We start from the raw sequence: 22,161 nt of genomic DNA on the forward strand, positions 1-22,161 counted from the left end.
GCCCGCTCCCACATTTTTTATCGGTGCAGCTAATTATTCAGTGGCGAGTACACCACGACGCACCTGGTCACGTTCGATCGATTCGAACAGTGCCTTGAAGTTGCCCTCGCCGAAACCATCATCGCCTTTACGCTGGATGAATTCGAAGAACACCGGCCCCATCAGGGTTTCCGAGAAGATCTGCAGCAGCAGACGCTTGTCTTCCTTGTCCGATGCGCCATCGAGCAGGATGCCGCGCGATTGCAACTGATCGACCGGCTCGCCGTGGTTCGGCAGGCGGCCTTCGAGCATTTCGTAGTAGGTGTCCGGCGGCGCGGTCATGAAGCGCATGCCGATCTTCTTCAGCTGATCCCAGGTCTTGACCAGGTCGTCAGTGAGGAACGCCACGTGCTGGATGCCTTCGCCATTAAACTGCATCAGGAACTCTTCGATCTGCCCGGCGCCCTTCGACGATTCTTCGTTGAGCGGGATGCGGATCATGCCGTCCGGCGCGGTCATCGCTTTCGAGGTCAGGCCGGTGTATTCGCCCTTGATGTCGAAGTAACGGATTTCACGGAAGTTGAACAGTTTCTCGTAGAAGTTAGCCCAGTAGGCCATGCGACCGCGATACACGTTGTGGGTCAGGTGGTCGATGATCTTCAGGCCGGCACCGACCGGGTTACGGTCAACGCCTTCGAGGAACACGAAGTCGATGTCATAGATCGAGCTGCCTTCGCCGAAACGGTCGATCAGGTACAGCGGCGCGCCGCCAATGCCTTTGATCGCCGGCAGGTTAAGTTCCATCGGACCGGTTTCGATGTGGATTGGCTGGGCACCGAGTTCCAATGCGCGTTTGTAGGCCTTCTGCGAATCCTTGACCCGGAACGCCATGCCGCATACCGACGGCCCGTGCTCGGCCGCGAAGTAGGAAGCAACGCTGTGGGGTTCGTTGTTGAGGATCAGGTTGATCGCGCCCTGGCGATAGAGGTGCACGTTCTTGGAACGGTGGGTCGCGACCTTGGTGAAGCCCATGATCTCGAAGATCGGCTCCAGGGTGCCAGGTGTGGGCGATGCGAACTCGATGAACTCGAAGCCCATCAGGCCCATTGGGTTTTCGTATAAATCTGCCATGGTTGGCGCCTCATCATTCTTAATCAATTAACCAGAGTTATTTGTCAGTAATGCTGAGACCGGTGGGTGGCGCACAGGAGATGCCACGCACACTGCGGGCGAGGAAGTCACCGTAGATCAGTTGAAACCCGAATATCTTCATTGTCGACCCAAGGCTCTTGCGGGCGAGGCTTCTGCTGCCAGAAGACGATTATTATTGTATGCGTAACCCGATTCTACACAGCGTAAATAGGGTTGTCTGCCCTCTCTATAAAATCCGCTTTTTTCGGCCCGCTGCAAGGGGTTTGTTGCACAGCCAGATGCCCGCCAGAAAGTTCCGCGCCTATTCAACGCCGCCCGGCAGAGCCCGAACATTCGCTATCGCTACGCGCAGTTGCTCACACCCTCGATGCCGTTGGCCGGGGCGATGCGATGACCGTGGTAGCCTAAGGTTCGTTGCCTTCCGACCCAGACCCGCGCTATGTCAAGCGACTGCTATCCCCTGCGGTCACTCGACAGGTCGGACTGGCGGTACTGGATCAGCGCCAGGCATCGCCCGCCACGCTGGCATTCATTCAACTGGCAACACGGCTGGATTACCGTTGAGCAGCGCAGGCGTCATTGGCCATCTATCATGGGCTCAGACCCTGGGCTTTGCGCGCACGCTTCGCCTGCCATCTAGAGCCCCACTCCATTGCGACAGGATGCGCCCATGCCACTGACTGTCAGGCCCCGCCGCAAGCGCAGCACCCGGATAATAATGACTTTGCTGTGCGGCTTGCTGCCGATCGCACTCGGCAGTGTGATTCTTTATATGCAGGCCGGACGCGCCCTTCAGCAGAGTTCGCAACACACCGCCGATGAAGCCCTGCGTCAGTTCGAATTGATGCTGGACAACACCGCCCAAGCCGCCCGCGAACTGTTGCCTTTGGCCGGCCAGACCTGCGAGACCGTCAAGCTGGCTTTACGCGAACAAGTCACCCGGCGCCCGTTCGTGCGCTCGACCAATCTGGTGTGGGACGACAATCTCTATTGCAGTTCGCTGTTCGGTGACTTCAAGGAGGCCGTGAATCCGGGCGATTACGCCCAGGGCAAATTGTGGCTCATGAACGGCAACCCGGTCACGCCTGACACCGCGCTGCTGGTCTATCGCCTGAGCGAAGGCCGCGGCGGCGCGCTCACCACGCTGGACGGCTATCACCTGAGCAACATCCTGCGTCTGATCGGCCGACACACACTGTTGCTCCTGCAAGTCGGCAACAACTGGCTCAGCGCCGACGGCAAAGTGCATCAAGGCGCCCTGCCCGCGCTGCCGGTTGCACAAAGTACCTTGCACTCATCGCACTATGCGTTCTCGGTAACAGCCGCTTTTGCGCCAGGAGAAACCTGGCGTTACATGAAAGAAGAGTATCCGCCATTGTTCAGCCTGCTGATGTTCTTTGGTGCGGTATCGGGGGTGATCGGCTACACCCTGCAGAAGCGCTCGACGTCGCCCAGTCACGAGATGCGTCGGGCATTGGAGGCAGGAGAATTCATTCCGTACTTTCAACCGGTGGTGCACGGTGACAGTAAACGGTGGTCGGGCGCGGAAGTGCTGATGCGCTGGAACCATCCCAAGGAAGGCTTGGTGCGTCCGGACCTGTTCATACCGTTTGCCGAACACTCCGGGCTGATCGTACCGATGACCCGCGCCTTGATGCAGCAGACCGCGGCCATACTGGGGCCGTTGTCACCAACCTTCGAGGCGCCCTTCCACATCGGCATCAACATTACCGCCAGCCACTGCCGCGATCTTGAGCTGGTTGAGGATTGCCGTGAATTTTTGTCAGCCTTTCGGCCCGGCAGCATCACTCTGGTCCTGGAATTGACCGAACGCGAACTGATCGAGCCGTCCGACATTACCCATCAACTGTTCGCGCAGCTGCGTGCAATGGGCGTGAAGATCGCGATCGACGACTTTGGCACCGGCCATTCAAGTCTTGGCTACTTGAGAACATTCAATGTCGACTTCCTCAAGATCGACCAGACATTCGTCGCCATGATCGATAAAGATGCCCTGTCCCGGCACATTCTGGACACCATCATTGAGCTCTCGACCAAGCTGGATTTGGGCATTGTGGCCGAAGGTGTGGAAACGCAAGCACAATGCGATTACCTGGCCACCCATCATGTCAACTTTTTGCAGGGCTACCTTTTCGGCAAGCCGATGCCGGCTGCAGACTTCATCGAAGCATTAACTCATCATTAACTTCTCTGGATAAATCCTGACTCGCCGACAGTCCGCACCAAATTGATACAAAACAGCCTTGTTGTTACATGAAGAAAAAGTCAGGATTTACTCTTGCCGCATTAACTACTACAATTTTTCTTACCTGTTGCAAGATGGGCAGGTGAGCCATTATCACCGAGTCGCTTCGAGGCTCTTGGCTTATAGCTTTGTTTGCGGTTGGTATCAGCCAAACACACTATTGGAGTAAAGATATTGTCCAGACTCGCTGAATTTCGTGCAGCTGAAAAGGCCCTTCAAGAACAGCTCAAGCAGCTGGAATCGTTGAAGAACGATGCCGGGCTCAAGAAAGAAATCGAATTCGAAGAAAAGCTCCAGGGGCTGATGAAAACCTACGGCAAAGGCCTGAAAGACATCATCGCCATTCTCGATCCGAACCCGGCGAAATCCGGTCTGCAACTGACCGCCGCACCTAAAACCCGCCGCGCTCGCGTGGTCAAGGTCTACCAGAATCCACACACCGGCGAGCTGATCGAGACCAAAGGTGGCAATCACCGCGGCCTGAAGGCCTGGAAGGAACAATACGGTGCAGCCACCGTTGACTCCTGGTTGCGCGGTTAATCCCTTGCAAACATGAAAGCCCTGCATATGCAGGGCTTTTTTTCGGACAATATTTAACAAATGCAACGATTTTTCTGGCGGGCAAGTTGAGTTTCAAATCGCTCTCGCGCTGAAACTATGCTTCCGAATGTTGCCCCGTTAGCCGGAGATTAACTTTATGTTTAATCAGTTCCGGTATCTAACACCAGACTGACCCCGAACAGACGACTAGAATTTCAAGCTGTTTCGCGCAGCCACTATGTCGCCGCCGCTGGCCTTATAAACCTCCGCCTGCCCTGCATACGAAAGTACATAGGCTTTATCCGCCTCGACCGCTGCAACCAATGTTTGCGACAACACATGACGGCCGTTTTCAGTCACCGTACAAGTGGTCTCAAGCGCTGTCAGCGAGCCCAGCGTACTCGCGTGAACCTTGTTGCAGACACTCTGATAACCGCTCTGGAAAAAGTCTTTCTGCACCGACTTGCGCATCTCAAGCAACACGCCTTGCAAGTTGACCTGATGACCACTTTCCACACGGGTCATCGTCAACTCCATCACCATGACCTGATTGCCATTGGCGTCAGTCTTCACCGCGCGTTGACGGGAGACTTGCGGGGAGGTTTCGGGTAACGCCTCGACTTCCCAGCCGGCGGGCCAGGTGATGCTCGGCGCCTCGGCAAAGACCGGGAGCGCCAGCAGAGAAAAACCCAGGAAAACGAACAGCGATTTGAACGGTCGGATCATTACCAGAGGCACTCGCGGATTGAGCCGTAAAGTCTGAGGCCCGCCCGCTCGCAGGGCAAGCCCGCGCTTTCGGTTTGGCGATGCTGCCAGGCATGCGTATCATTGCGCCCATTCACTCGCCCCAATTTTTTACGGAGGGCCCATGAGCCTGCAAGAACTGAACACCTTCCCTGGCGTCACCGCCACCCCGGACAGCGCAACCCGCCACTTCGTGTTCAATCACACCATGCTGCGCGTCAAGGACATCACCAAGTCGCTGGATTTCTACACCCGCGTACTGGGTTTCTCGCTGGTAGAGAAGCGTGATTTCCCGGAAGCGGAATTCAGCCTGTACTTCCTCGCCCTGGTCGACAAATCGCAGATTCCGGCCGACGCCGCCGCCCGCACCGAGTGGATGAAGTCGATTCCCGGCATTCTGGAACTGACCCACAACCACGGCACCGAGAACGACGCTGATTTCGCCTACCACAACGGCAACACCGACCCGCGCGGTTTCGGCCACATCTGCATCTCGGTACCGGACATCGTCGCTGCCTGCGCGCGCTTTGAAGAACTTGGCTGCGATTTCCAGAAGCGCCTGACCGATGGCCGCATGAAGAGCCTGGCTTTCATCAAGGATCCGGATGGCTACTGGGTCGAGATCATCCAGCCGGCGCCGCTGTAAAGCTGAACCTGGGTAGAAAGCACCCCCGCAAAGAAAAAACCCCATCATCGCTGATGGGGTTTTTCTTTTTCAGGCCCGGGATTTACGCCGGAGCCGACGTGCGAATCAGGTGATCGAAAGCGCTGAGGGAAGCCTTGGCGCCCTCGCCTACTGCAATCACGATCTGCTTGTACGGCACAGTGGTCACGTCACCGGCGGCGAAGATGCCGGGGATCGAGGTTTCACCGCGGTTGTCGACGATGATCTCGCCGCGCGGCGACAGCTCGATGGTGCCTTTGAGCCAGTCGGTGTTGGGCAGCAGACCGATCTGCACGAAAATCCCTTCCAGCTCGACAGTGCGCAGCTCGTCAGTATTGCGATCCTTGTAGCGCAGACCGTTGACCTTCTGGCCATCGCCGGTGACTTCAGTGGTCAGCGCACTGGTGATCACGGTGACGTTCGGCAGGCTGTGCAGCTTGCGTTGCAATACGGCGTCGGCGCGCAGCTGTACGTCAAATTCCAGCAAAGTGACGTGGGAGACAATACCGGCCAGGTCAATGGCCGCTTCGACGCCGGAGTTACCGCCGCCAATCACCGCCACGCGCTTGCCTTTGAACAGCGGGCCGTCGCAGTGCGGGCAGTACGCCACGCCCTTGTTGCGGTATTCCTGCTCGCCCGGCACGTTCATTTCACGCCACCGCGCACCGGTCGCCAGAATCACGCTCTTGGCCTTTAGGGTCGCGCCGCTCGCGAAGTGGACTTCATGCAGCTCGCCATTCTTGCCCGGGATCAGCTTGTCGGCGCGCTGCAGGTTCATGATGTCGACGTCGTACTGCTTGACGTGTTCTTCCAGCGCGGTCGCCAGTTTCGGGCCTTCGGTTTCCTGCACGGAAATGAAGTTTTCGATGGCCATGGTGTCCAGCACCTGACCGCCGAAGCGCTCGGCCGCCACACCGGTGCGAATGCCTTTACGTGCGGCATAGATCGCCGCCGAAGCACCGGCCGGGCCACCGCCAACCACCAGCACATCAAAGGCTTGCTTGGCGCTGATTTTCTCCGCCTGACGCTCGATGGCGCCAGTGTCGAGTTTGGCGAGAATTTCTTCCAGACCCATACGGCCCTGGCCGAAGTTTTCGCCGTTCAGGTAAATGCTCGGCACGGCCATGATCTTGCGATCGTTGACTTCATCCTGGAACAGCGCGCCGTCGATGGCGACGTGGCGGATATTCGGGTTCAGCACGGCCATCAGGTTCAGTGCCTGAACAACGTCCGGGCAGTTCTGGCAGGACAGCGAGAAGTACGTCTCGAAGTTGAACTCGCCCTTGAGCGAGCGGATCTGTTCGATCACTTCGACACTGGCCTTCGAAGGGTGGCCGCCGACTTGCAGCAGGGCCAGCACCAGCGAAGTGAATTCATGGCCCATCGGGATGCCGGCGAAACGCAGGCTGATGTCGGCACCGGGGCGGTTGATCGAGAACGACGGTTTGCGTGCATCGTCGCCACTGTCGATCAAGGTAATTTGGTGCGAAAGACTGGCAACGTCTTTCAGCAGGTCGAGCATTTCACGGGATTTCGCACCGTCGTCGAGTGATGCAACGATCTCGATCGGCTGGGTGACCCGTTCCAGGTACGATTTCAACTGGGCTTTAAGATTGGCGTCCAACATACGGGCGATCTCCTGACTTTATTTGAGGCGAAAAAAAGCCCGAGCGAATCTCGCCCGGGCTTTTCTATTGGGCGGTGCAGCTTACTTGAGTAGGTGCGGAGTCCCGCCCTGCATTGCGTGTGTCACAGACTTAGATCTTGCCGACCAGGTCCAGGGACGGAGCCAGTGTGGCCTCGCCTTCTTTCCATTTGGCCGGGCAAACTTCGCCTGGGTGAGCAGCGACGTACTGAGCAGCCTTGATTTTGCGCAGCAGCTCGGAAGCGTCACGGCCAACGCCGCCATCGTTCAGCTCAACGATTTTGATCTGACCTTCAGGGTTGATCACGAAGGTGCCACGGTCAGCCAGACCAGCTTCTTCGATCAGCACGTCGAAGTTGCGGGAGATGACTTGGGTCGGGTCGCCAATCATGGTGTACTGGATTTTGCCGATGGCTGGCGAAGTGTTGTGCCAGGCAGCGTGGGCAAAGTGGGTGTCGGTCGAAACGCTGTAGATCTCTACGCCCAGTTTCTGGAAGGCGGCGTAGTTGTCAGCCAGGTCTTCGAGTTCGGTTGGGCAAACGAAAGTGAAGTCGGCCGGGTAGAAAAACACTACGGACCATTTGCCTTTCAGGTCAGCGTCCGAGACTTGTACGAAGTCGCCGTTTTTGAACGCGGTAGCTTTGAACGGTTTTACTTGGCTGTTGATGATAGGCATTGATGACTCTCCGTCAGGGTTGTGAATTCGATGGGTGAATCCTACCCAGTCACTCGACGGATGGCTCATTGGCAAACCTGATGCTGCTGATTTGTTTTCGCTATTAGCTGAAGGTATTAATAGAAGAAAACGATATCTACGGCGACAGCGGCTTATCCGTAATCCGGGCCATCCCGTGAAAGGGGCTCGCTTCAACATAGCGCATGGCGGACTTCATATCCTTCCAGCCCACGTAACTCATCAATGATTTAAGATCCCAGCCGCTTTGATGGGCCCATGTTGCGAAGCCGCGACGCAGGGAGTGGCTGGTGTAGCGCTCGGCGGAGATCCCGGCCCGCTCCAGGGCCTGACGCAGCAACGGAATCACGCTGTTGGCGTGCAACCCCTCTTCGCTCAGGTTGCCCCAGCGGTCGACGGCGCGAAACACCGGTCCTCGCACCAGTGCTGCCTCGGTGATCCAATCGATATAAGCCTGCACCGGGCACAACTTCAGCAGCGCCGGGGCCTGATAGGTCTGCCCGAGGTTTTCTCGATCGCCTTTGCTGCGCGGCAGGTACAAGGTGATGCCGCTGCCGGCGTGCGCCTGCACATGCTCGATCTGCACCCGACACAGTTCATCACTGCGAAAGCCGCGCCAGAAGCCCAGCAGGATCAACGCGCGGTCGCGGCAGGCTCGGAGCAGCAGCGGTCGGTCCTGTTGTTCCCGGGCGTCTTTCATTTCTTGCTCAAGCCAGGCGACGGTCTGCTCAAGATCGCGCAGTTGGAGTGGCTCGGCCTGTTTTTCCTGCGCGGGATGCAGGGCGCGAATGCCCTTGAACACTTTGCGCACCACCGGCGACTTGGTGGGATCGGCGAAGCCTTGGCTGTTGTGCCACTGCGCCAGTGCCGACAGACGCAACTTCAGCGTATTGACCGACAGCACGCCCGCATGCGCCACCAGATACCGCGCGACGCTGTCCGCTGTGGCCGGCAGGAACCCTCCCCACCCGGATTCGAAGTGCTCGATGGCCGCGCGATAACTGCGGCGGGTGTTGTCGCGGGTGGCGGCTTGCAGATAGCGATCAATATCGCTCATGGGCTGATTTTCTCGTGGCGTACTGAGGGTTCGTGCAGAAACGGATTTTATGGGTTTCACATGGGGTAATACCAGTATATCCCGTCCGTTTATCGGCCCTTATTTCACTTTATTTTCAACATGGTACACTGCGTACTTTAGTGGCATGTACCACAGTACGAAATGGTAGGAGCAGATATGGCCCGTGGCGGCGTTAACAAAGCAGTAGTCCAGATCGCGCGCGCAGCGATCCTCGCCCGTGGCGAACACCCCAGTATCGATGCAGTACGCATCGAGCTAGGTAATACGGGCTCAAAAACCACGATTCATCGCTATCTAAAAGAACTGGATGACGGCAGCGAGCCAGCGGATCCGTCGGCAGAACCCATCGATGACGAACTGCTGGCGCTCGTCACGCGCCTTGCACAACGCCTGAAAGAACAGGCGCAAGAGCCGATTGATCAGGCACGCGAGCAGTACGAGCAACAGCGTCAGGCACTGGAGGACGAACTGAATCAGCTTCGTCAGGATCATGCGCAACTGGAGAAGAAACACGACATTCAGACTGCTGCGCTGGCCAAGGAATCCGAAGCACTGAGTGATACACGCTCAATGCTGCAGACCGAGCAGACCCGCAACGCCGGGCTGAATCAGGCACTGGCGGATTTTGAATTGCGCCTGCAGGACAAGGACGAGCAGATCCGCTCGCTGGAAGAGAAGCACCTGCACGCCCGCGATGCGCTTGAGCACTATCGCAACGCCATCAAGGAACAGCGCGAGCAGGAGCAAAGCCGTCATGAAAGCCAGGTGCAACAATTGCAGATGGAGTTGCGTCAGGCGCAGCAAAGCGCCCTGGTACGCCAGGACGAAATCACCCAGCTGCATCGCGACAACGAACGCCTGCTGACCGAGAATCGCGGCACCGTACGCGAACTGAGTCTGATGCAGGATCAGCTCAAGCACAGCAATCAGCGTCAGGATCAATTGCTGGAGCAAGCATCTCGAGTCGACAGCGAGCGCACCCTCCTCCAGGAGCGCCTGCGCGTGGCGTTACTGGAAAGTCAGACGCTCAAGCAGAACGTCGACGAACAGTCGCAGCTTAATCAGTCACTGGAAAAGGAATTGGCCACGGTTCAAGCCAGCCTGCGCCTGACCACCACCATTGCAGCAGCGCCAGACGCAGCAAAACCGAAAAAGACCTAAGCGCCGACCGGCGTACGCATGGTGACAAACTCTTCGGCCGCCGTCGGGTGCACCCCGATGGTGTCGTCGAAGTCACGCTTGGTCGCACCAGCCTTCAAGGCGATTGCCAGCCCCTGCACGATCTCGCCGGCATCCGGCCCGACCATGTGACAGCCCAGCACCTTGTCGGACTTGCCATCGACCACCAGCTTCATCAGCGTGCGCTCCTGACAGTCAGTCAGGGTCAGCTTCATCGGCCGGAAGCGGCTTTCGTAGATCACGACGTCGTGACCCGCTTCCCGCGCCTCTTCTTCGGTCAAGCCGACGGTGCCGATGTTCGGCAGACTGAACACCGCCGTCGGGATCATCTTGTAATCCACCGGACGGTATTGCTCAGGCTTGAACAGACGTCGCGCCACCGCCATGCCTTCAGCCAGCGCCACTGGCGTCAGCTGCACACGACCGATGACATCGCCCAGCGCCAGGATTGATGGCTCGGTGGTCTGGTATTGCTCATCGACCTTGATGAAGCCTTTGTCGTCGAGCTGCACATCAGTGTTCTCCAGCCCCAGGTTGTCCAGCATCGGACGTCGGCCGGTGGCGTAGAACACACAATCCGCTTCCAGTACGCGACCATCCTTGAGAGTCGCCTTCAGGCTGCCATCCGATTGCTTGTCGATGCGGGCAATATCGGCATTGAATTGCAGATCCATACCGCGCTTGGTCAGTTCTTCCTTCAAATGGTTACGCACCGAACCGTCGAAGCCGCGCAGGAACAGATCCCCGCGATACAACAACGTCGTGTTCGCGCCCAGGCCATGGAAAATCCCGGCAAATTCAACGGCGATGTAACCGCCGCCGACGACCAGCACGCGCTTGGGCAGCTCTTTGAGGAAGAACGCCTGGTTCGAGCTGATTGCATGCTCATGCCCCGGAATCTCGGGGATCTGCGGCCAGCCACCGGTGGCAATCAGAATATTCTTCGCGGTGTATCGCTCACCGTTGACCTCGACTTCGTGCGGACCAACGATTTTCGCGTGAGCCTCATACAAGGTCACACCGCTGTTGACCAGCAGATTGCGATAAATGCCGTTCAGACGATTGATCTCGCGATCCTTGTTGGCAATCAGTGTGGCCCAATCGAAATCCGCTTCACCCAGATTCCACCCGAAACCCGAAGACTGCTCGAAGTCTTCGGCAAAATGGGCGCCGTACACCAACAGTTTTTTCGGTACGCAACCGACGTTGACGCAGGTTCCGCCAAGATAACGGCTCTCGGCCACCGCCACTTTCGCACCGAACCCGGCAGCAAAACGCGCAGCCCGCACACCACCGGAACCGGCACCAATCACATAAAGGTCAAAATCGTAGGCCATTTCTATCTCCTCGGCAGGCGATCAGCATACCCGTCGTCGTCCGTTGGGCAAGCACTCCTGCCGATATAGGGGCGGAAAATGAAAAAGCCACCCGAAGGTGGCTTTTTCGTGCAAGCAGATAAGGCGCTATCAGTAAGCCTTGCCAGTCTTGTAGAAGTTCTCGAAGCAGAAGTTGGTCGCCTCGATGTAGCCTTCAGCACCACCGCAGTCGAAACGCTTGCCCTTGAACTTGTAGGCCATCACGCAGCCGTTCTGGGCTTGTTTCATCAAGGCGTCGGTGATCTGGATTTCACCACCCTTGCCTGGCTCGGTCTGTTCGATCAGGTCGAAGATGTCCGGGGTCAGGATGTAACGGCCGATGATCGCCAGGTTCGACGGCGCGTCTTCCGGCTTTGGCTTCTCGACCATGCTGTGTACGCGGTAGATGTCGTCGCGGATCATTTCGCCAGCGATCACGCCGTACTTGCTGGTTTCTTGCGGGTCGACTTCCTGAATGGCGATGATCGAGCAGCGGAACTGCTTGTACAGCTTGACCATCTGGGTCAGTACGCCGTCGCCATCGAGGTTGACGCACAGGTCGTCCGCCAACACCACGGCGAACGGCTCATCACCGATCAGTGGGCGGCCGGTCAAGATTGCGTGACCCAGGCCTTTCATTTCGGTCTGACGGGTGTAGGAAAAGGAACACTCGTCCAACAGCTTGCGGATGCCGACCAGGTATTTTTCCTTGTCGGTGCCCTTGATCTGGTTTTCCAGCTCATAGCTGATGTCGAAGTGGTCTTCCAGGGCGCGCTTGCCACGGCCGGTCACGATGGAAATTTCGTTCAGGCCAGCATCCAGAGCTTCTTCGACGCCGTACTGGATCAGTGGCTTGTTTACCACCGGCAGCATTTCTTTGGGCATGGCCTTCGTCGCTGGGAGGAAGCGAGTACCGTAACCGGCTGCTGGGAACAAGCATTTCTTGATCATATAAGTCCTTGAAAGGGCTGTGTGTACGAGTTTCGGCGCAGTCTAATCAGGCGGCGTGCACCTTACAATGCCCCGCGCTGGCTAACCGATGTCAACATAGAGAAATAATCTGGCGGATAGTTCAATCCGCATACAGAGGCTGCGCAATCAGCTTAGCCCAAAGATCTCGGTACGCCGCATCGACCTGCGCCCAATTGCCGATTTACCGTTATCATGGGGCCTTTGAACCAGCCAACGAGGCCGCTAGATGTCTGCAGCAAAAATCATCAACGGATACACCGTCGCCAAGGCGAAAGATGGCCAGTGGCATATCACTGCCGCCAACGGCGAAGATGTGTCCGGGCCGTTGCCCACTGAAGCGATGGCGATTGAAGTAGCCGCGGTGCTCGATTACACGCCTGCAGCACCGAAACGTCGCGGTAAGGATCAAGACTGATCGGCAACGACAAATCCCGGCCCTGCCTTCGCGCAGGGCTTTTTTTGGGCTGCGCACAAAGAAGTGGCCAAACGCTATAACCTTTTCCTGCCTGCGCTGTCATAGCGTCTAGCCCCCTCCTCCTCGAAGACGACACTGCCATGAAAAAAAGCCACTTCATCAACTGCCTGCCCCTGATTGCGCTCGCAGCCCTGGCCGGCTGCGCTACCTCGCAGACCACCTACCTGAACAACGGCGAACAAGGCTTGAGCATCGACTGCTCCGGTGAAGCCAATTCCTGGGCCAGCTGTTATGAAAAGGCTGATGCGTCCTGTGCCGGGACCGGCTATCGCATCGTCGGCACCGACGGCACACCAGCACCCAAGGAAAGCGACAAGACGCTGGGCGTCGACGTCGGCAACTACAAAAACCGCAGCGTGGTGGTTGTGTGTAAATAGCCTTACATGTGAATTTCGGCGAACTTGATCCCCAACCCGCGCACGACCTCGATCAGGTCGTCGAGCCGGTTGAAGGATTCGACTTCGTCGTTATCGTCGACCAGGAAATAACTGCGACCGGCGCTTTTCTTGAAAAACACGATCCACTCCCCCGGATTCGCCGGGTTCTGGATCACATGGGTCGCCGCAATGAGCCCTTCCTTGTGTCGCTCCCGCACCTGCTCTCTCTTCATTCACTTCTCCAGAAATGAGAATGCCGCCTCAGCAACGCTGTGACGGCATCAAATGCTGACGGCCGACAGTCTATCAGCCGGAGATGCAGGCCGTGGCGGCTTTGCGCACATCCCAGGGGCGCAGCGGTACATTGGACATCCGCTCATGCAACTTGATACTGCTGCCACCCGAGCGATCCTCGATGTCGAACACCGCAGCCGGGCCTGACCCCAGCTTGCCCGGAACGATCACTCTGACTTCATCCTTGTGCCGCTCCACCTGCAAGGCGCCCCGGCTGCTGGACAGCTTTTCGGCCAGGCACTGAGCATATTCATGGGGTTTCTTGCCGGAAATGACGTTCATGGTCGGCAGGGTTTCATTGATTTCCGAAACGCTTGCGCAACCACCCATTGCCAATGCCAATGGCAGAATCACCACACCCCACTTCATACAAAACCTCCAATAAAGACCTTCCGACAGCACGAATGCCGTTTTTCTCCGAGGCCAGCTGTATTAAACCCACATGAAACGTGAATATCTGTTTTTAATTGTCAAAGCGGCGCCCGACGGCCGGATAATAACCCGTCCGGGCTGATAAACTGCGCCAATCGACAATGCTATCGTTTTGATTTTGTAGAAAAAGCCCTTCTGGAGGCGCCCATGAAATTCATTCACCAGCGCGAGCACCTCAACGAAGACGACATCGTCGTCATTCAATGCTCGCAAACCTGCAATATCCGTTTAATGAACGACGCCAACTTCCGCAGCTTCAAGAATGGCGGCCGCCACACCTATCACGGCGGTGCTTTCGACACGTTCCCGGCCCGCATCACGGCCCCAAGCACCGGTTTCTGGAACATCACCATCGACACCGTCAGCCGCCGGGCGATCAGCGTGACCCGCAAGCCGACGCTGACACACTCGATCAAGATCATTCGCCGCTCGAGCTCCAAACTCAGCTGAGCGATTCCGCCAACGCAGACAGGTAAGCATCAACGTGGCCCAGACGACCAAATACGTGATCAAGTACAAACTCAACGGTGAGCGCCGCTTCGAGTTCGCTCAACTGGAAAACGGCACGCCGGAAGAAGCCAAGGCAGCACTGGATGCTCTGCACGGCCAGAGCAACGATGTGATCAGCGACATCAGCGTCAGCAAGGCCCTGTAAGAACCGGGTGACAATTCGACCGCAAGCGACGGAGTGTTCCAGCCGGGTGAACGGCTCAGACTGATACCTGAATGTGAGCCAAGGAATCAGCATGTCACCCTCACCCGCCTCCCCGCTCGAAGCGCTCGACTGGATTGCCCTGGAGCAGCAACTGGATCACGACGGTTGCGCCGTCATCCGCACGCTGCTGCGTCCGCAGACCTGCGATCGGTTGAGTGCGCTTTACCCGCACAGCGAACCGTTTCGGTCACAAGTGATCATGTCCCGCCACGGCTTTGGGCGCGGCGAATACAAATACCTGCGCTATCCGCTTCCTCCCGTGGTGGAACGCCTGCGCAGCGCGCTTTACCCACGGCTCGTGCCTCTGGCCAACCGCTGGCATAAGCGAATGGGTCTGCCGGAACGTTTTCCAGAGCGACACAGCGAGTTTCTCGAGCGCTGCCATGCCGCCGGTCAACTGCGGCCTACCCCGCTCTTGCTGCAATACGGTCCGCAGGACTACAACTGTCTGCATCAGGATCTGTACGGTAAACATGTCTTTCCGCTGCAAGTGGCGATTCTTCTGTCAGCACCCGGGGCTGATTTCACCGGTGGCGAGTTCGTCATGACCGAGCAACGTCCGAGAATGCAGTCGCGCCCACTCGTGATGGACCTGAGAAAAGGCGACGCGCTGATCTTTGCCGTCAATCAGCGACCGGTCAAAGGTGTGCGCGGTGACTATCGGGTGACCATGCGCCACGGCGTCAGCCGACTGCACAGCGGAACACGGCATACTCTGGGCATCATTTTCCACGACGCGACCTGACGATCATGCAAACCACCTTCGACCTGTTCGCCGACACAGAATCCGAACAACCTCGGCGCGCCGAACAGATCGGCGAGCAATCCTGGGTTCTGCGCGGTTTTGCCCTGCCGCAAATCGAGCAGCTATTGCCGGCCCTGGAATCGATCATCGCCTGCGCCCCGTTGCGCCACATGATGACGCCCGGGGGCTTCAGCATGTCGGTGGCCACCAGCAGTTGCGGGGCACTGGGCTGGATCACCGATCGAAGCGGCTACCGCTATTCATCCGAAGATCCCGTGAGCCATCAACCCTGGCCAGCGATGCCCGAGGTGTTTCGCGAACTGGCCCAGGCAGCAGCGAAACGCGCCGGATTTGCCGACTTCATGCCGGATTCCTGCCTGATCAATCGTTATGTCCCAGGCGCAAAAATGTCGTTACATCAGGACAAAGACGAAAATGCCTACGAAGCGCCGATCGTTTCGCTGTCGTTGGGCTTGCCGGCAACGTTCCTGTTCGGCGGTTTCGCGCGAGGTGACAGGAGCCAGAAAATCTCGCTGCTGCACGGCGATATGGTGATCTGGGGCGGTGTCGACCGACTGCGCTATCACGGCATCCTGCCGATCAAGCCTGGCCGCCACCCGCGCCTTGGCGAACAGCGTTTCAACCTCACGTTTCGCACCGCTGGATAATCCTGCAAAGTTTGACCGCAAGGGTCGGAGTGTGCCGGCTGGTGGCACTGGTTAATCTGACATTCAACAGGTCAACGGACTCTCCATCATGAAAACGCTTCCCACCTCGCTGAACACTGAAGACGATCCGCGCTGGGCCGCTGTCGTGGCACGCGACCCTCGGGCGGATGGCCAGTTTGTCTACGCCGTGAAAACCACCGGCATCTATTGCCGCCCCAGCAGCCTGGCGCGCTTGCCGAAACCGCAGAACGTCGAGTTCTTCGACACCGCCGAAGAAGCCGAAGCCGCGGGCTATCGCCCAAGCAGACGAGTGAGCAAGGATCAGACCGAAGTCGCAGCGCAGCACGCCGCTACCGTTGCGGCAGCCTGTCGCCAGATCGAAGCGTCGGACAGCCTGCCGGCGCTCAACGATCTCGCCGAGACCGCCGGCTTGAGTGCCTTCCATTTTCACCGGGTCTTCAAAGCCGCAACGGGGCTTACACCCAAAGGCTACGCCGCCGCGCATCGCTCGCGCCGGGTTCGCCAGCGTCTGGCGGACGGCGGATCGGTGACCGAGGCGCTATATGACGCCGGCTTCAATTCCAATAGCCGGTTCTACGAGGCGGCCGATCAGGTGCTGGGCATGAAACCCGGCGACTTCCGGGCCGCCGGCCAGAACAACGACATCCGCTTCGCCGTCGGCCAGTGCTCGCTCGGCGCCATTCTGGTGGCGCAGAGCGAGCGCGGAATCTGCGCGATCCTGCTGGGGGACGATCCGCACCAGTTGGTGTGCGACCTGCAGGACCAGTTTCGCCGGGCCAACCTGATCGGCGCCGATGCGGAGTTCGAACAACTGATCGCGCGCGTCGTCGGGTTCATTGAAACGCCGGCCATAGGGCTGGATTTGCCGCTGGATGTGCGCGGCACGGCGTTTCAGGAACGGGTGTGGCAGGCGCTACGGGAAATACCGGTCGGCAGCACCGCCAGCTACGCGGACATCGCCCTGCGTATAGGCTCGCCAAAAGCCGTACGCGCAGTGGCCCAGGCTTGCGGTGCCAACAGTCTCGCGGTGGCCATTCCCTGCCACCGCGTGGTGCGCAGCGACGGCAATCTGTCGGGCTACCGCTGGGGCGTGGAGCGCAAGCGAGAATTGCTCGAGCGCGAAGACAAAACCCGACAGTGATCAGCGATTCACATCCACCACGACCCGCCCCCGGAGTTGCCCCGCCAGCAACTTCGGTGCCGCGTCGATAGCTTCGCCGAGGCCGATTTCATGGCTGATCAGCGGCAGCAGGGCAAAATCCAGATCCTTCGCCAAGCGATCCCAAGCCTCGATGCGGCGGGCCTTGGGCTGGGTCACGCTGTTGATCCCGACCAGCGTCACGCCTCGCAAAATGAACGGCGCGACCGAGGCGGGAAAGTCCATGCCCTGCGCCAGACCGCACGCGGCCACGGTGCCTTCGGCCTGGGTGCTGGCGCAGGCATTGGCGAGCGTGTGGCTGCCGACCGAATCGATAACGCCCGCCCAGCGCTCCTTGGCCAGCGGCTTGCCGGGTTCGGACAGGGTGGCGCGATCAATGATTTCGCCAGCGCCCAGTTGTTTCAGGTATTCGTGCTCCGACACCCGACCGGTCGAAGCGACCACGCGGTAGCCCAGCTTGCTCAGCAATGCGATGGCAAAGCTGCCGACGCCACCGTTGGCACCGGTCACCAGCACTTCGCCCTGTTGCGGTGTCACGCCGTTGCGCTCCAGTGCCATGATGCACAGCATCGCCGTATAGCCCGCGGTGCCGATGGCCATGGCTTGCGCGGCGGTGAATGCCTTGGGCAGCGGAATCAGCCAGTCACCGTTCAATCGCGCTTTCTGTGCCAGGCCACCCCAGTGGCTTTCACCGACGCCCCAGCCATTGAGCAGCACCGCGTCGCCAACCTTGTAGTCCGGGTGTGAGCTGACTTCGACGGTGCCCGCCAGATCAATCCCCGGCACCATCGGAAACTTGCGCACCACCGGGCTGCTGCCGGTGATCGCCAGACCGTCCTTGAAGTTCAGCGTGCTGTAAGCGACATCCACTGTCACATCGCCCTCCGGTAACTGCTCGTCGCTGATTTCCTGCAGGTTGGCGCGATAACCGCTGTCGTCTTTATCGATCACAATGCCTTTAAACATGACTGCCTCTTACCGGTGAAATTCAGGATGTCGAGGCACTGGAATAGCACATCGCAACATTTTGCCCCACTCGACCTTTAGCCAATCGGGCCCGAATGCCGACCCGGTGCCAGCTGTAAAAGCTACAAATCTGTGCTGGTCATGGGGTTGGCTTTGCGTTAAAAAAACCGGCAGCTACCGTCCCTGCCCTGTTTTGTCGTCGGAGAAGCTATTCCATGAGCCAATGGCCTGATACCCGCATTCTTGACCTGTTCGGCATCGAACTGCCGATCATCCAGGGCCCCATGGCCGGAGCCACTAACTCATCCATGGTCATCGCTACGTGCAACGCTGGTGGCCTCGGTTCAATGCCAGCCGCGATGCTGACCATCGAGCAACTGCGCGAAGAACTGAAGACCATTCGCCAGGGCACGAACAAACCGTTCAACGTCAACTTCTTCTGCCATCAACCGCCGGCCGCCGATGAGCAAAAGGCACGTGACTGGAAAAACCTGCTGGAACCCTACTATCGCGAACTGGGTGTCGACTTCGATGCACCGACGCCGGTGTCCAACCGCGCGCCGTTCGATGCGGCTGCCTGCGAAGTGCTGGAAGAATTTCGTCCTGAAGTGGTGAGTTTTCACTTCGGCCTGCCGGAAAAAACCTTGCTGGATCGGGTGAAAGCGACCGGCGCGAAAATCATCTCGTCGGCAACCACCGTCGACGAAGCGATCTGGCTGGAGCAAAACGGCTGCGACGCGATCATCGCCATGGGTTACGAGGCCGGCGGCCATCGCGGGATGTTTCTCAGCGACGACCTGAGCAGCCAGGTCGGTACGTTTGCCCTGGTGCCGCAAGTGGTCGACGCCGTGAGTGTGCCGGTGATTGCCGCCGGTGCGATTGCCGATGCGCGCGGCGTGGCGGCAGCGTTCCTGCTCGGTGCTTCGGCGGTTCAGGTCGGCACGGCGTATCTGTTTACTCCGGAAGCGAAAGTCAGTGCGTCGCACCACAAGGCCTTGCGCACCGCCAAGGAAAGCGAAACGGCGGTGACCAATCTGTTTACCGGGCGCCCGGCGCGGGGGATTCTCAATCGGGTGATGCGCGAGCTGGGCCCGATGTCGGACAAGGCTCCTGCCTTTCCGCTGGCGGGTGGGGCCTTGATACCGCTGCGCGCGAAGGGCGAAGCCGAATTCAGCAACCTATGGGCCGGCCAGGCTTTCACGCTCGGCAAAGACCTCGGCACCGCCGAATTGACCCGGCAACTGGCTGAAGGCGCTCTGGCAAAACTGACCCGGTGATGAACCTGAACGGGTGAGGAGCGTGGCGCCCTCGCCCGGTTTTAATCCAGTGCTTCCCGTTTGACGGCATTTCGCTATATATTTCTATATATAGCGTTTCACCCCCTCGCATCGGCGCAGTCTTCCCATCCAATAACAACTGCCCACTGCACTTGCCACCCACGGAGCCGTTACATGATCAATCGTGCCTCACGTTTTGCCCCTGCCCTGCTCGCGTTATTCGCCATCGGCGCGGCACAGGCCGATGAAGTGCAAGTCGCTGTCGCGGCCAACTTCACCGCACCGATCCAGGCGATTGCCGCCGATTTCGAAAAAGACACCGGGCACAAACTGGTCGCTGCGTATGGCGCCACCGGCCAGTTCTATACCCAGATCAAAAACGGCGCACCGTTCGAAGTGTTCCTCTCGGCCGATGACACCACCCCTGAAAAACTCGAGAAAGAAGGCGACACCGTCAAAGGTTCGCGCTTCACCTACGCCATCGGCACCCTGGCACTGTGGTCGGCCAAGGAAGGTTACGTCGACGCCAAAGGCGACGTCCTGAAGAAAAACCAGTACCAGCACCTGTCCATCGCCAACCCGAAAGCCGCCCCTTATGGTCTGGCCGCCACTCAGGTGCTGGAAAAGCTGAAACTGACCGACGCCACCAAAGCCAAGATCGTCGAAGGTCAGAACATCACCCAGGCCTACCAGTTCGTATCCACCGGCAACGCCGAGCTGGGCTTCGTCGCGCTGTCGCAGATCTACAAGGATGGCAAGGTCAGCAGCGGTTCGGCGTGGATCGTTCCGGCGAGCATGCACGACCCGATCAAGCAAGACGCAGTGATCCTCAACAAAGGCAAAGACAACGCCGCTGCCAAGGCGCTGGTTGATTACCTCAAAGGCCCGAAAGCCGCTGCGGTCATCAAGTCCTACGGTTACCAGCTGTAAATGTCGCTCACGAGTGCCGATTTCGCGGCGATCTGGCTGACCCTGAAACTGGCGTCTCTGACCACCGCGATCCTGCTGGTTGTCGGCACGCCGATCGCCCTGTGGTTGTCACGCAGCCGTTCCTGGCTGCGCGGCCCCATCGGCGCGATTGTTGCGTTGCCGCTGGTGCTGCCACCGACGGTGATCGGTTTCTATCTGTTGCTGGCGCTCGGCCCAAACGGGTTCATTGGCCAGTTCACCCAGTGGCTGGGGCTTGGCACCTTGACCTTCAGCTTCACCGGCCTGGTGATCGGTTCGGTGCTCTATTCCATGCCGTTCGTGGTGCAGCCGTTGCAAAACGCCTTCTCTGCGATCGGCACCCGCCCACTGGAAGTGGCCGCAACCTTGCGCTCCAATCCCTGGGACACCTTTTTCAGCGTAATTCTTCCCCTCGCCCGCCCCGGCTTCATCACTGCAGCAATCCTCGGCTTCGCCCACACCGTCGGCGAATTCGGCGTGGTGCTGATGATCGGCGGGAATATTCCTGACAAGACCCGGGTGGTTTCCGTACAAATCTACGACCACGTCGAAGCCATGGAGTACGCGCAGGCGCACTGGCTGGCCGGGGCGATGCTGGTGTTTTCATTTCTGGTGTTGCTGGCGCTGTATTCCAGCCGAAAGACCCGCGCGGGCTGGAGCTGATCGATGATTGATGCACGTCTGAAACTGGCCTGGCCGCGCTTCAGCCTCGATGTTGACCTGCAGCTGCCCGGTCGCGGCGTGACTGCGCTGTTCGGGCAGTCCGGCTCGGGCAAGACCACGTGCCTGCGCTGCATCGCCGGGCTCGAACGCGCGCCGCTGGCTTTTATCCGCATCAATGGCGAAATCTGGCAGGACAGCGAGAAAGGCATTTTCGTGCCGCCGCACAAACGCGCGCTCGGCTATGTGTTTCAGGAAGCCAGCCTGTTTGAGCATCTGTCGGTGCTGGCCAATCTGCAGTTCGGCCTCAAGCGCATTCCCAAGGCGCAGCGCCGGGTCGACATGACCCAAGCCACCGAACTGCTGGGGATCGGCCACTTGCTCGATCGTCACCCGCAAAACTTATCCGGCGGTGAGCGTCAGCGTGTCGGCATCGCCCGCGCGCTGTTGACCAGCCCCCAACTGCTGCTGATGGATGAGCCTTTGGCCGCCCTCGACAGTCAGCGCAAAGGCGAAATCCTGCCCTACCTGCAACGCCTGCACGACGAACTGGAAATCCCCGTCCTGTATGTCAGCCATGCGCAGGACGAAGTGGCCAGGCTCGCCGACCATCTGGTGCTGCTCAGCAACGGCACAGCGCTGGCCAGCGGCCCGATTGGCGAAACCCTGGCGCGACTCGACCTACCCCTGGCCATGGACAATAACGCCGGCGTGATCATCGAAGGCCAGGTCAGTGGCTACGATGCCGACTATCAATTGCTCACCCTGCAACTGCCGGACTCGTCACTGAACATTCGCGTGACCCACGCGCCGATGACGACGGGCCAGAGACTGCGTTGCAAGGTACATGCGCGCGACATCAGCCTGACCCTGCAAAACAGCGAATTCAGCAGCATCCTCAATCGCCTGCCGGTCACGGTCGTCAGCGAACAGCCGGCCGATAACGCCGCGCACGTACTCATTCGTCTCGATGCCGGGGGCACACCGCTGCTGGCGCGCATCACTCGCTATTCGCGGGATCAGCTTGGCGTGCATCCGGGCCAGTCGTTGTGGGCCCAGATCAAGGCCGTCGCGGTGCTGGCGTAAATCCGCGGGCACGACCGTCATGGCGTGCGGTCAATGGCTTTAACAGCCTGATCTGCCGCGAAGGAAATCC

Annotated in this window: 25 protein-coding genes and 1 pseudogene; 16 read left to right on the top strand and 10 right to left on the bottom strand. The window is 58.9% G+C overall.

The annotated features are described in order from the left end of the window. Positions 1 to 33: 33 nt before the first annotated feature. Complete coding sequence (hppD, locus tag ACTJK7_RS01545; RefSeq protein ID WP_011334325.1) at positions 34 to 1,110, bottom strand: 4-hydroxyphenylpyruvate dioxygenase; 1,077 nt, start codon at positions 1,108 to 1,110, stop codon at positions 34 to 36. A gap of 313 nt (positions 1,111 to 1,423) precedes the next feature. On the opposite strand from hppD, the pseudogene ACTJK7_RS01550 reads away from it, so the two are divergent. The 3 genes and pseudogenes from ACTJK7_RS01550 to ACTJK7_RS01560 form a co-directional block, all read left to right on the top strand. After that, positions 1,424 to 1,695: pseudogene (locus ACTJK7_RS01550) on the top strand (LysR substrate-binding domain-containing protein); the annotation flags it as partial. Between the two features lie 106 nt (positions 1,696 to 1,801). Continuing rightward, positions 1,802 to 3,337, top strand: coding sequence for an EAL domain-containing protein (locus ACTJK7_RS01555; protein WP_108562149.1), 1,536 nt, complete (start codon positions 1,802 to 1,804; stop codon positions 3,335 to 3,337). Positions 3,338 to 3,571: 234 nt separating this feature from the next. Continuing rightward, on the top strand, positions 3,572 to 3,937 hold the full coding sequence (locus ACTJK7_RS01560; RefSeq protein ID WP_064381416.1) for a histone-like nucleoid-structuring protein, MvaT/MvaU family: 366 nt from the start codon (positions 3,572 to 3,574) through the stop codon (positions 3,935 to 3,937). A 207-nt stretch (positions 3,938 to 4,144) separates the two neighbouring features. Here the strand turns inward: ACTJK7_RS01560 and ACTJK7_RS01565 are convergent, their stop codons facing one another. Further along, positions 4,145 to 4,663 (bottom strand): DUF4946 domain-containing protein, encoded by a 519-nt coding sequence (locus ACTJK7_RS01565; protein ID WP_108562151.1) that lies wholly within the window; start codon positions 4,661 to 4,663, stop codon positions 4,145 to 4,147. A gap of 142 nt (positions 4,664 to 4,805) precedes the next feature. Between ACTJK7_RS01565 and gloA the strand changes: the two genes are divergently transcribed. Further along, positions 4,806 to 5,327, top strand: a complete 522-nt coding sequence (gene gloA / locus ACTJK7_RS01570; RefSeq protein ID WP_064381412.1) for a lactoylglutathione lyase — start codon at positions 4,806 to 4,808, stop codon at positions 5,325 to 5,327. Positions 5,328 to 5,409: 82 nt separating this feature from the next. Here gloA and ahpF read toward each other — a convergent pair whose 3' ends face one another. The 3 genes from ahpF to ACTJK7_RS01585 form a co-directional block, all read right to left on the bottom strand. Next, entirely contained in the window at positions 5,410 to 6,972 is a 1,563-nt protein-coding gene (gene ahpF / locus ACTJK7_RS01575; RefSeq protein WP_007958943.1) for an alkyl hydroperoxide reductase subunit F, read from the bottom strand. Between the two features lie 130 nt (positions 6,973 to 7,102). After that, the gene (gene ahpC, locus ACTJK7_RS01580; RefSeq protein WP_007958941.1) at positions 7,103 to 7,666 is read right to left on the bottom strand and encodes an alkyl hydroperoxide reductase subunit C; all 564 of its coding nucleotides are present in this window, start codon (positions 7,664 to 7,666) and stop codon (positions 7,103 to 7,105) included. 136 nt (positions 7,667 to 7,802) lie between these two features. After that, on the bottom strand, positions 7,803 to 8,741 hold the full coding sequence (locus ACTJK7_RS01585; protein WP_108562153.1) for a site-specific integrase: 939 nt from the start codon (positions 8,739 to 8,741) through the stop codon (positions 7,803 to 7,805). Positions 8,742 to 8,918: 177 nt separating this feature from the next. On the opposite strand from ACTJK7_RS01585, the gene ACTJK7_RS01590 reads away from it, so the two are divergent. Beyond that, positions 8,919 to 9,923 carry a DNA-binding protein gene (locus tag ACTJK7_RS01590; protein WP_440779579.1) on the top strand — a complete coding sequence of 335 codons (1,005 nt, stop codon included), beginning with the start codon at positions 8,919 to 8,921 and terminating at the stop codon, positions 9,921 to 9,923. Here ACTJK7_RS01590 and gorA read toward each other — a convergent pair. Both gorA and galU read right to left on the bottom strand, forming a co-directional pair. Further along, positions 9,920 to 11,278: a glutathione-disulfide reductase gene (gene gorA / locus ACTJK7_RS01595; RefSeq protein WP_440779578.1), complete on the bottom strand. Its 1,359-nt coding sequence runs from the start codon at positions 11,276 to 11,278 to the stop codon at positions 9,920 to 9,922. The two genes, ACTJK7_RS01590 and gorA, sit on opposite strands and share 4 nt — an antisense overlap. Before the next feature lie 129 nt (positions 11,279 to 11,407). Continuing rightward, the gene (galU, locus tag ACTJK7_RS01600) at positions 11,408 to 12,247 is read right to left on the bottom strand and encodes a UTP--glucose-1-phosphate uridylyltransferase GalU (RefSeq protein ID WP_039768735.1); all 840 of its coding nucleotides are present in this window, start codon (positions 12,245 to 12,247) and stop codon (positions 11,408 to 11,410) included. 247 nt (positions 12,248 to 12,494) lie between these two features. On the opposite strand from galU, the gene ACTJK7_RS01605 reads away from it, so the two are divergent. Further along, positions 12,495 to 12,683, top strand: coding sequence for a hypothetical protein (locus ACTJK7_RS01605; RefSeq protein WP_041475286.1), 189 nt, complete (start codon positions 12,495 to 12,497; stop codon positions 12,681 to 12,683). A 140-nt stretch (positions 12,684 to 12,823) separates the two neighbouring features. Continuing rightward, positions 12,824 to 13,120 (top strand): hypothetical protein, encoded by a 297-nt coding sequence (locus tag ACTJK7_RS01610; protein WP_064381403.1) that lies wholly within the window; start codon positions 12,824 to 12,826, stop codon positions 13,118 to 13,120. Between the two features lie 2 nt (positions 13,121 to 13,122). Here ACTJK7_RS01610 and ACTJK7_RS01615 read toward each other — a convergent pair whose 3' ends face one another. Then, complete coding sequence (locus ACTJK7_RS01615; protein ID WP_011334337.1) at positions 13,123 to 13,353, bottom strand: hypothetical protein; 231 nt, start codon at positions 13,351 to 13,353, stop codon at positions 13,123 to 13,125. A gap of 73 nt (positions 13,354 to 13,426) precedes the next feature. Beyond that, positions 13,427 to 13,783 carry a hypothetical protein gene (locus ACTJK7_RS01620; RefSeq protein ID WP_064381402.1) on the bottom strand — a complete coding sequence of 119 codons (357 nt, stop codon included), beginning with the start codon at positions 13,781 to 13,783 and terminating at the stop codon, positions 13,427 to 13,429. 210 nt (positions 13,784 to 13,993) lie between these two features. Here ACTJK7_RS01620 and ACTJK7_RS01625 point away from each other — a divergent pair, with 210 nt between their 5' ends. The 5 genes from ACTJK7_RS01625 (at position 13,994) to ada (ending at position 17,136) form a co-directional block, all read left to right on the top strand. Further along, entirely contained in the window at positions 13,994 to 14,296 is a 303-nt protein-coding gene (locus ACTJK7_RS01625; RefSeq protein WP_039768744.1) for a DUF1883 domain-containing protein, read from the top strand. A 34-nt stretch (positions 14,297 to 14,330) separates the two neighbouring features. Continuing rightward, complete coding sequence (locus ACTJK7_RS01630; protein ID WP_170928922.1) at positions 14,331 to 14,501, top strand: hypothetical protein; 171 nt, start codon at positions 14,331 to 14,333, stop codon at positions 14,499 to 14,501. Between the two features lie 91 nt (positions 14,502 to 14,592). After that, on the top strand, positions 14,593 to 15,306 hold the full coding sequence (locus ACTJK7_RS01635; RefSeq protein WP_064381396.1) for a 2OG-Fe(II) oxygenase: 714 nt from the start codon (positions 14,593 to 14,595) through the stop codon (positions 15,304 to 15,306). 5 nt (positions 15,307 to 15,311) lie between these two features. After that, positions 15,312 to 15,974, top strand: a complete 663-nt coding sequence (alkB, locus tag ACTJK7_RS01640; RefSeq protein WP_064381394.1) for a DNA oxidative demethylase AlkB — start codon at positions 15,312 to 15,314, stop codon at positions 15,972 to 15,974. Positions 15,975 to 16,062: 88 nt separating this feature from the next. Further along, on the top strand, positions 16,063 to 17,136 hold the full coding sequence (gene ada / locus ACTJK7_RS01645; RefSeq protein WP_108562162.1) for a bifunctional DNA-binding transcriptional regulator/O6-methylguanine-DNA methyltransferase Ada: 1,074 nt from the start codon (positions 16,063 to 16,065) through the stop codon (positions 17,134 to 17,136). Here ada and acuI read toward each other — a convergent pair whose 3' ends face one another. After that, positions 17,137 to 18,120 (bottom strand): acrylyl-CoA reductase (NADPH), encoded by a 984-nt coding sequence (acuI, locus tag ACTJK7_RS01650; protein ID WP_323150678.1) that lies wholly within the window; start codon positions 18,118 to 18,120, stop codon positions 17,137 to 17,139. A gap of 215 nt (positions 18,121 to 18,335) precedes the next feature. On the opposite strand from acuI, the gene ACTJK7_RS01655 reads away from it, so the two are divergent. From ACTJK7_RS01655 to modC, 4 genes are all read left to right on the top strand, one after another. Then, positions 18,336 to 19,397 carry an NAD(P)H-dependent flavin oxidoreductase gene (locus tag ACTJK7_RS01655; RefSeq protein WP_440779577.1) on the top strand — a complete coding sequence of 354 codons (1,062 nt, stop codon included), beginning with the start codon at positions 18,336 to 18,338 and terminating at the stop codon, positions 19,395 to 19,397. 174 nt (positions 19,398 to 19,571) lie between these two features. Beyond that, entirely contained in the window at positions 19,572 to 20,327 is a 756-nt protein-coding gene (gene modA, locus ACTJK7_RS01660) for a molybdate ABC transporter substrate-binding protein (protein ID WP_064381385.1), read from the top strand. Then, positions 20,328 to 21,008 (top strand): molybdate ABC transporter permease subunit, encoded by a 681-nt coding sequence (gene modB, locus ACTJK7_RS01665; protein WP_108562166.1) that lies wholly within the window; start codon positions 20,328 to 20,330, stop codon positions 21,006 to 21,008. Between the two features lie 3 nt (positions 21,009 to 21,011). Then, positions 21,012 to 22,091, top strand: coding sequence for a molybdenum ABC transporter ATP-binding protein (gene modC, locus ACTJK7_RS01670; protein WP_323150679.1), 1,080 nt, complete (start codon positions 21,012 to 21,014; stop codon positions 22,089 to 22,091). The last annotated feature ends 70 nt before the right edge of the window (positions 22,092 to 22,161 follow it).

The sequence above is a fragment of the Pseudomonas sp. 22085 genome, from assembly GCF_052045815.1.
Lineage (GTDB): Bacteria > Pseudomonadota > Gammaproteobacteria > Pseudomonadales > Pseudomonadaceae > Aquipseudomonas > Aquipseudomonas glycinae.

Coding starts and splice junctions, on each gene's coding strand:
- hppD (WP_011334325.1), bottom strand. CDS start 1,110: ATGGCAGATTTATACGAAAACCCAATGGGCCTGATGGGCTTCGAGTTC.
- ACTJK7_RS01555 (WP_108562149.1), top strand. CDS start 1,802: ATGCCACTGACTGTCAGGCCCCGCCGCAAGCGCAGCACCCGGATAATA.
- ACTJK7_RS01565 (WP_108562151.1), bottom strand. CDS start 4,663: ATGATCCGACCGTTCAAATCGCTGTTCGTTTTCCTGGGTTTTTCTCTG.
- gloA (WP_064381412.1), top strand. CDS start 4,806: ATGAGCCTGCAAGAACTGAACACCTTCCCTGGCGTCACCGCCACCCCG.
- ahpF (WP_007958943.1), bottom strand. CDS start 6,972: ATGTTGGACGCCAATCTTAAAGCCCAGTTGAAATCGTACCTGGAACGG.
- ahpC (WP_007958941.1), bottom strand. CDS start 7,666: ATGCCTATCATCAACAGCCAAGTAAAACCGTTCAAAGCTACCGCGTTC.
- ACTJK7_RS01585 (WP_108562153.1), bottom strand. CDS start 8,741: ATGAGCGATATTGATCGCTATCTGCAAGCCGCCACCCGCGACAACACC.
- ACTJK7_RS01590 (WP_440779579.1), top strand. CDS start 8,919: ATGGCCCGTGGCGGCGTTAACAAAGCAGTAGTCCAGATCGCGCGCGCA.
- gorA (WP_440779578.1), bottom strand. CDS start 11,278: ATGGCCTACGATTTTGACCTTTATGTGATTGGTGCCGGTTCCGGTGGT.
- galU (WP_039768735.1), bottom strand. CDS start 12,247: ATGATCAAGAAATGCTTGTTCCCAGCAGCCGGTTACGGTACTCGCTTC.
- ACTJK7_RS01605 (WP_041475286.1), top strand. CDS start 12,495: ATGTCTGCAGCAAAAATCATCAACGGATACACCGTCGCCAAGGCGAAA.
- ACTJK7_RS01610 (WP_064381403.1), top strand. CDS start 12,824: ATGAAAAAAAGCCACTTCATCAACTGCCTGCCCCTGATTGCGCTCGCA.
- ACTJK7_RS01615 (WP_011334337.1), bottom strand. CDS start 13,353: ATGAAGAGAGAGCAGGTGCGGGAGCGACACAAGGAAGGGCTCATTGCG.
- ACTJK7_RS01620 (WP_064381402.1), bottom strand. CDS start 13,783: ATGAAGTGGGGTGTGGTGATTCTGCCATTGGCATTGGCAATGGGTGGT.
- ACTJK7_RS01625 (WP_039768744.1), top strand. CDS start 13,994: ATGAAATTCATTCACCAGCGCGAGCACCTCAACGAAGACGACATCGTC.
- ACTJK7_RS01635 (WP_064381396.1), top strand. CDS start 14,593: ATGTCACCCTCACCCGCCTCCCCGCTCGAAGCGCTCGACTGGATTGCC.
- alkB (WP_064381394.1), top strand. CDS start 15,312: ATGCAAACCACCTTCGACCTGTTCGCCGACACAGAATCCGAACAACCT.
- ada (WP_108562162.1), top strand. CDS start 16,063: ATGAAAACGCTTCCCACCTCGCTGAACACTGAAGACGATCCGCGCTGG.
- acuI (WP_323150678.1), bottom strand. CDS start 18,120: ATGTTTAAAGGCATTGTGATCGATAAAGACGACAGCGGTTATCGCGCC.
- ACTJK7_RS01655 (WP_440779577.1), top strand. CDS start 18,336: ATGAGCCAATGGCCTGATACCCGCATTCTTGACCTGTTCGGCATCGAA.
- modA (WP_064381385.1), top strand. CDS start 19,572: ATGATCAATCGTGCCTCACGTTTTGCCCCTGCCCTGCTCGCGTTATTC.
- modB (WP_108562166.1), top strand. CDS start 20,328: ATGTCGCTCACGAGTGCCGATTTCGCGGCGATCTGGCTGACCCTGAAA.
- modC (WP_323150679.1), top strand. CDS start 21,012: ATGATTGATGCACGTCTGAAACTGGCCTGGCCGCGCTTCAGCCTCGAT.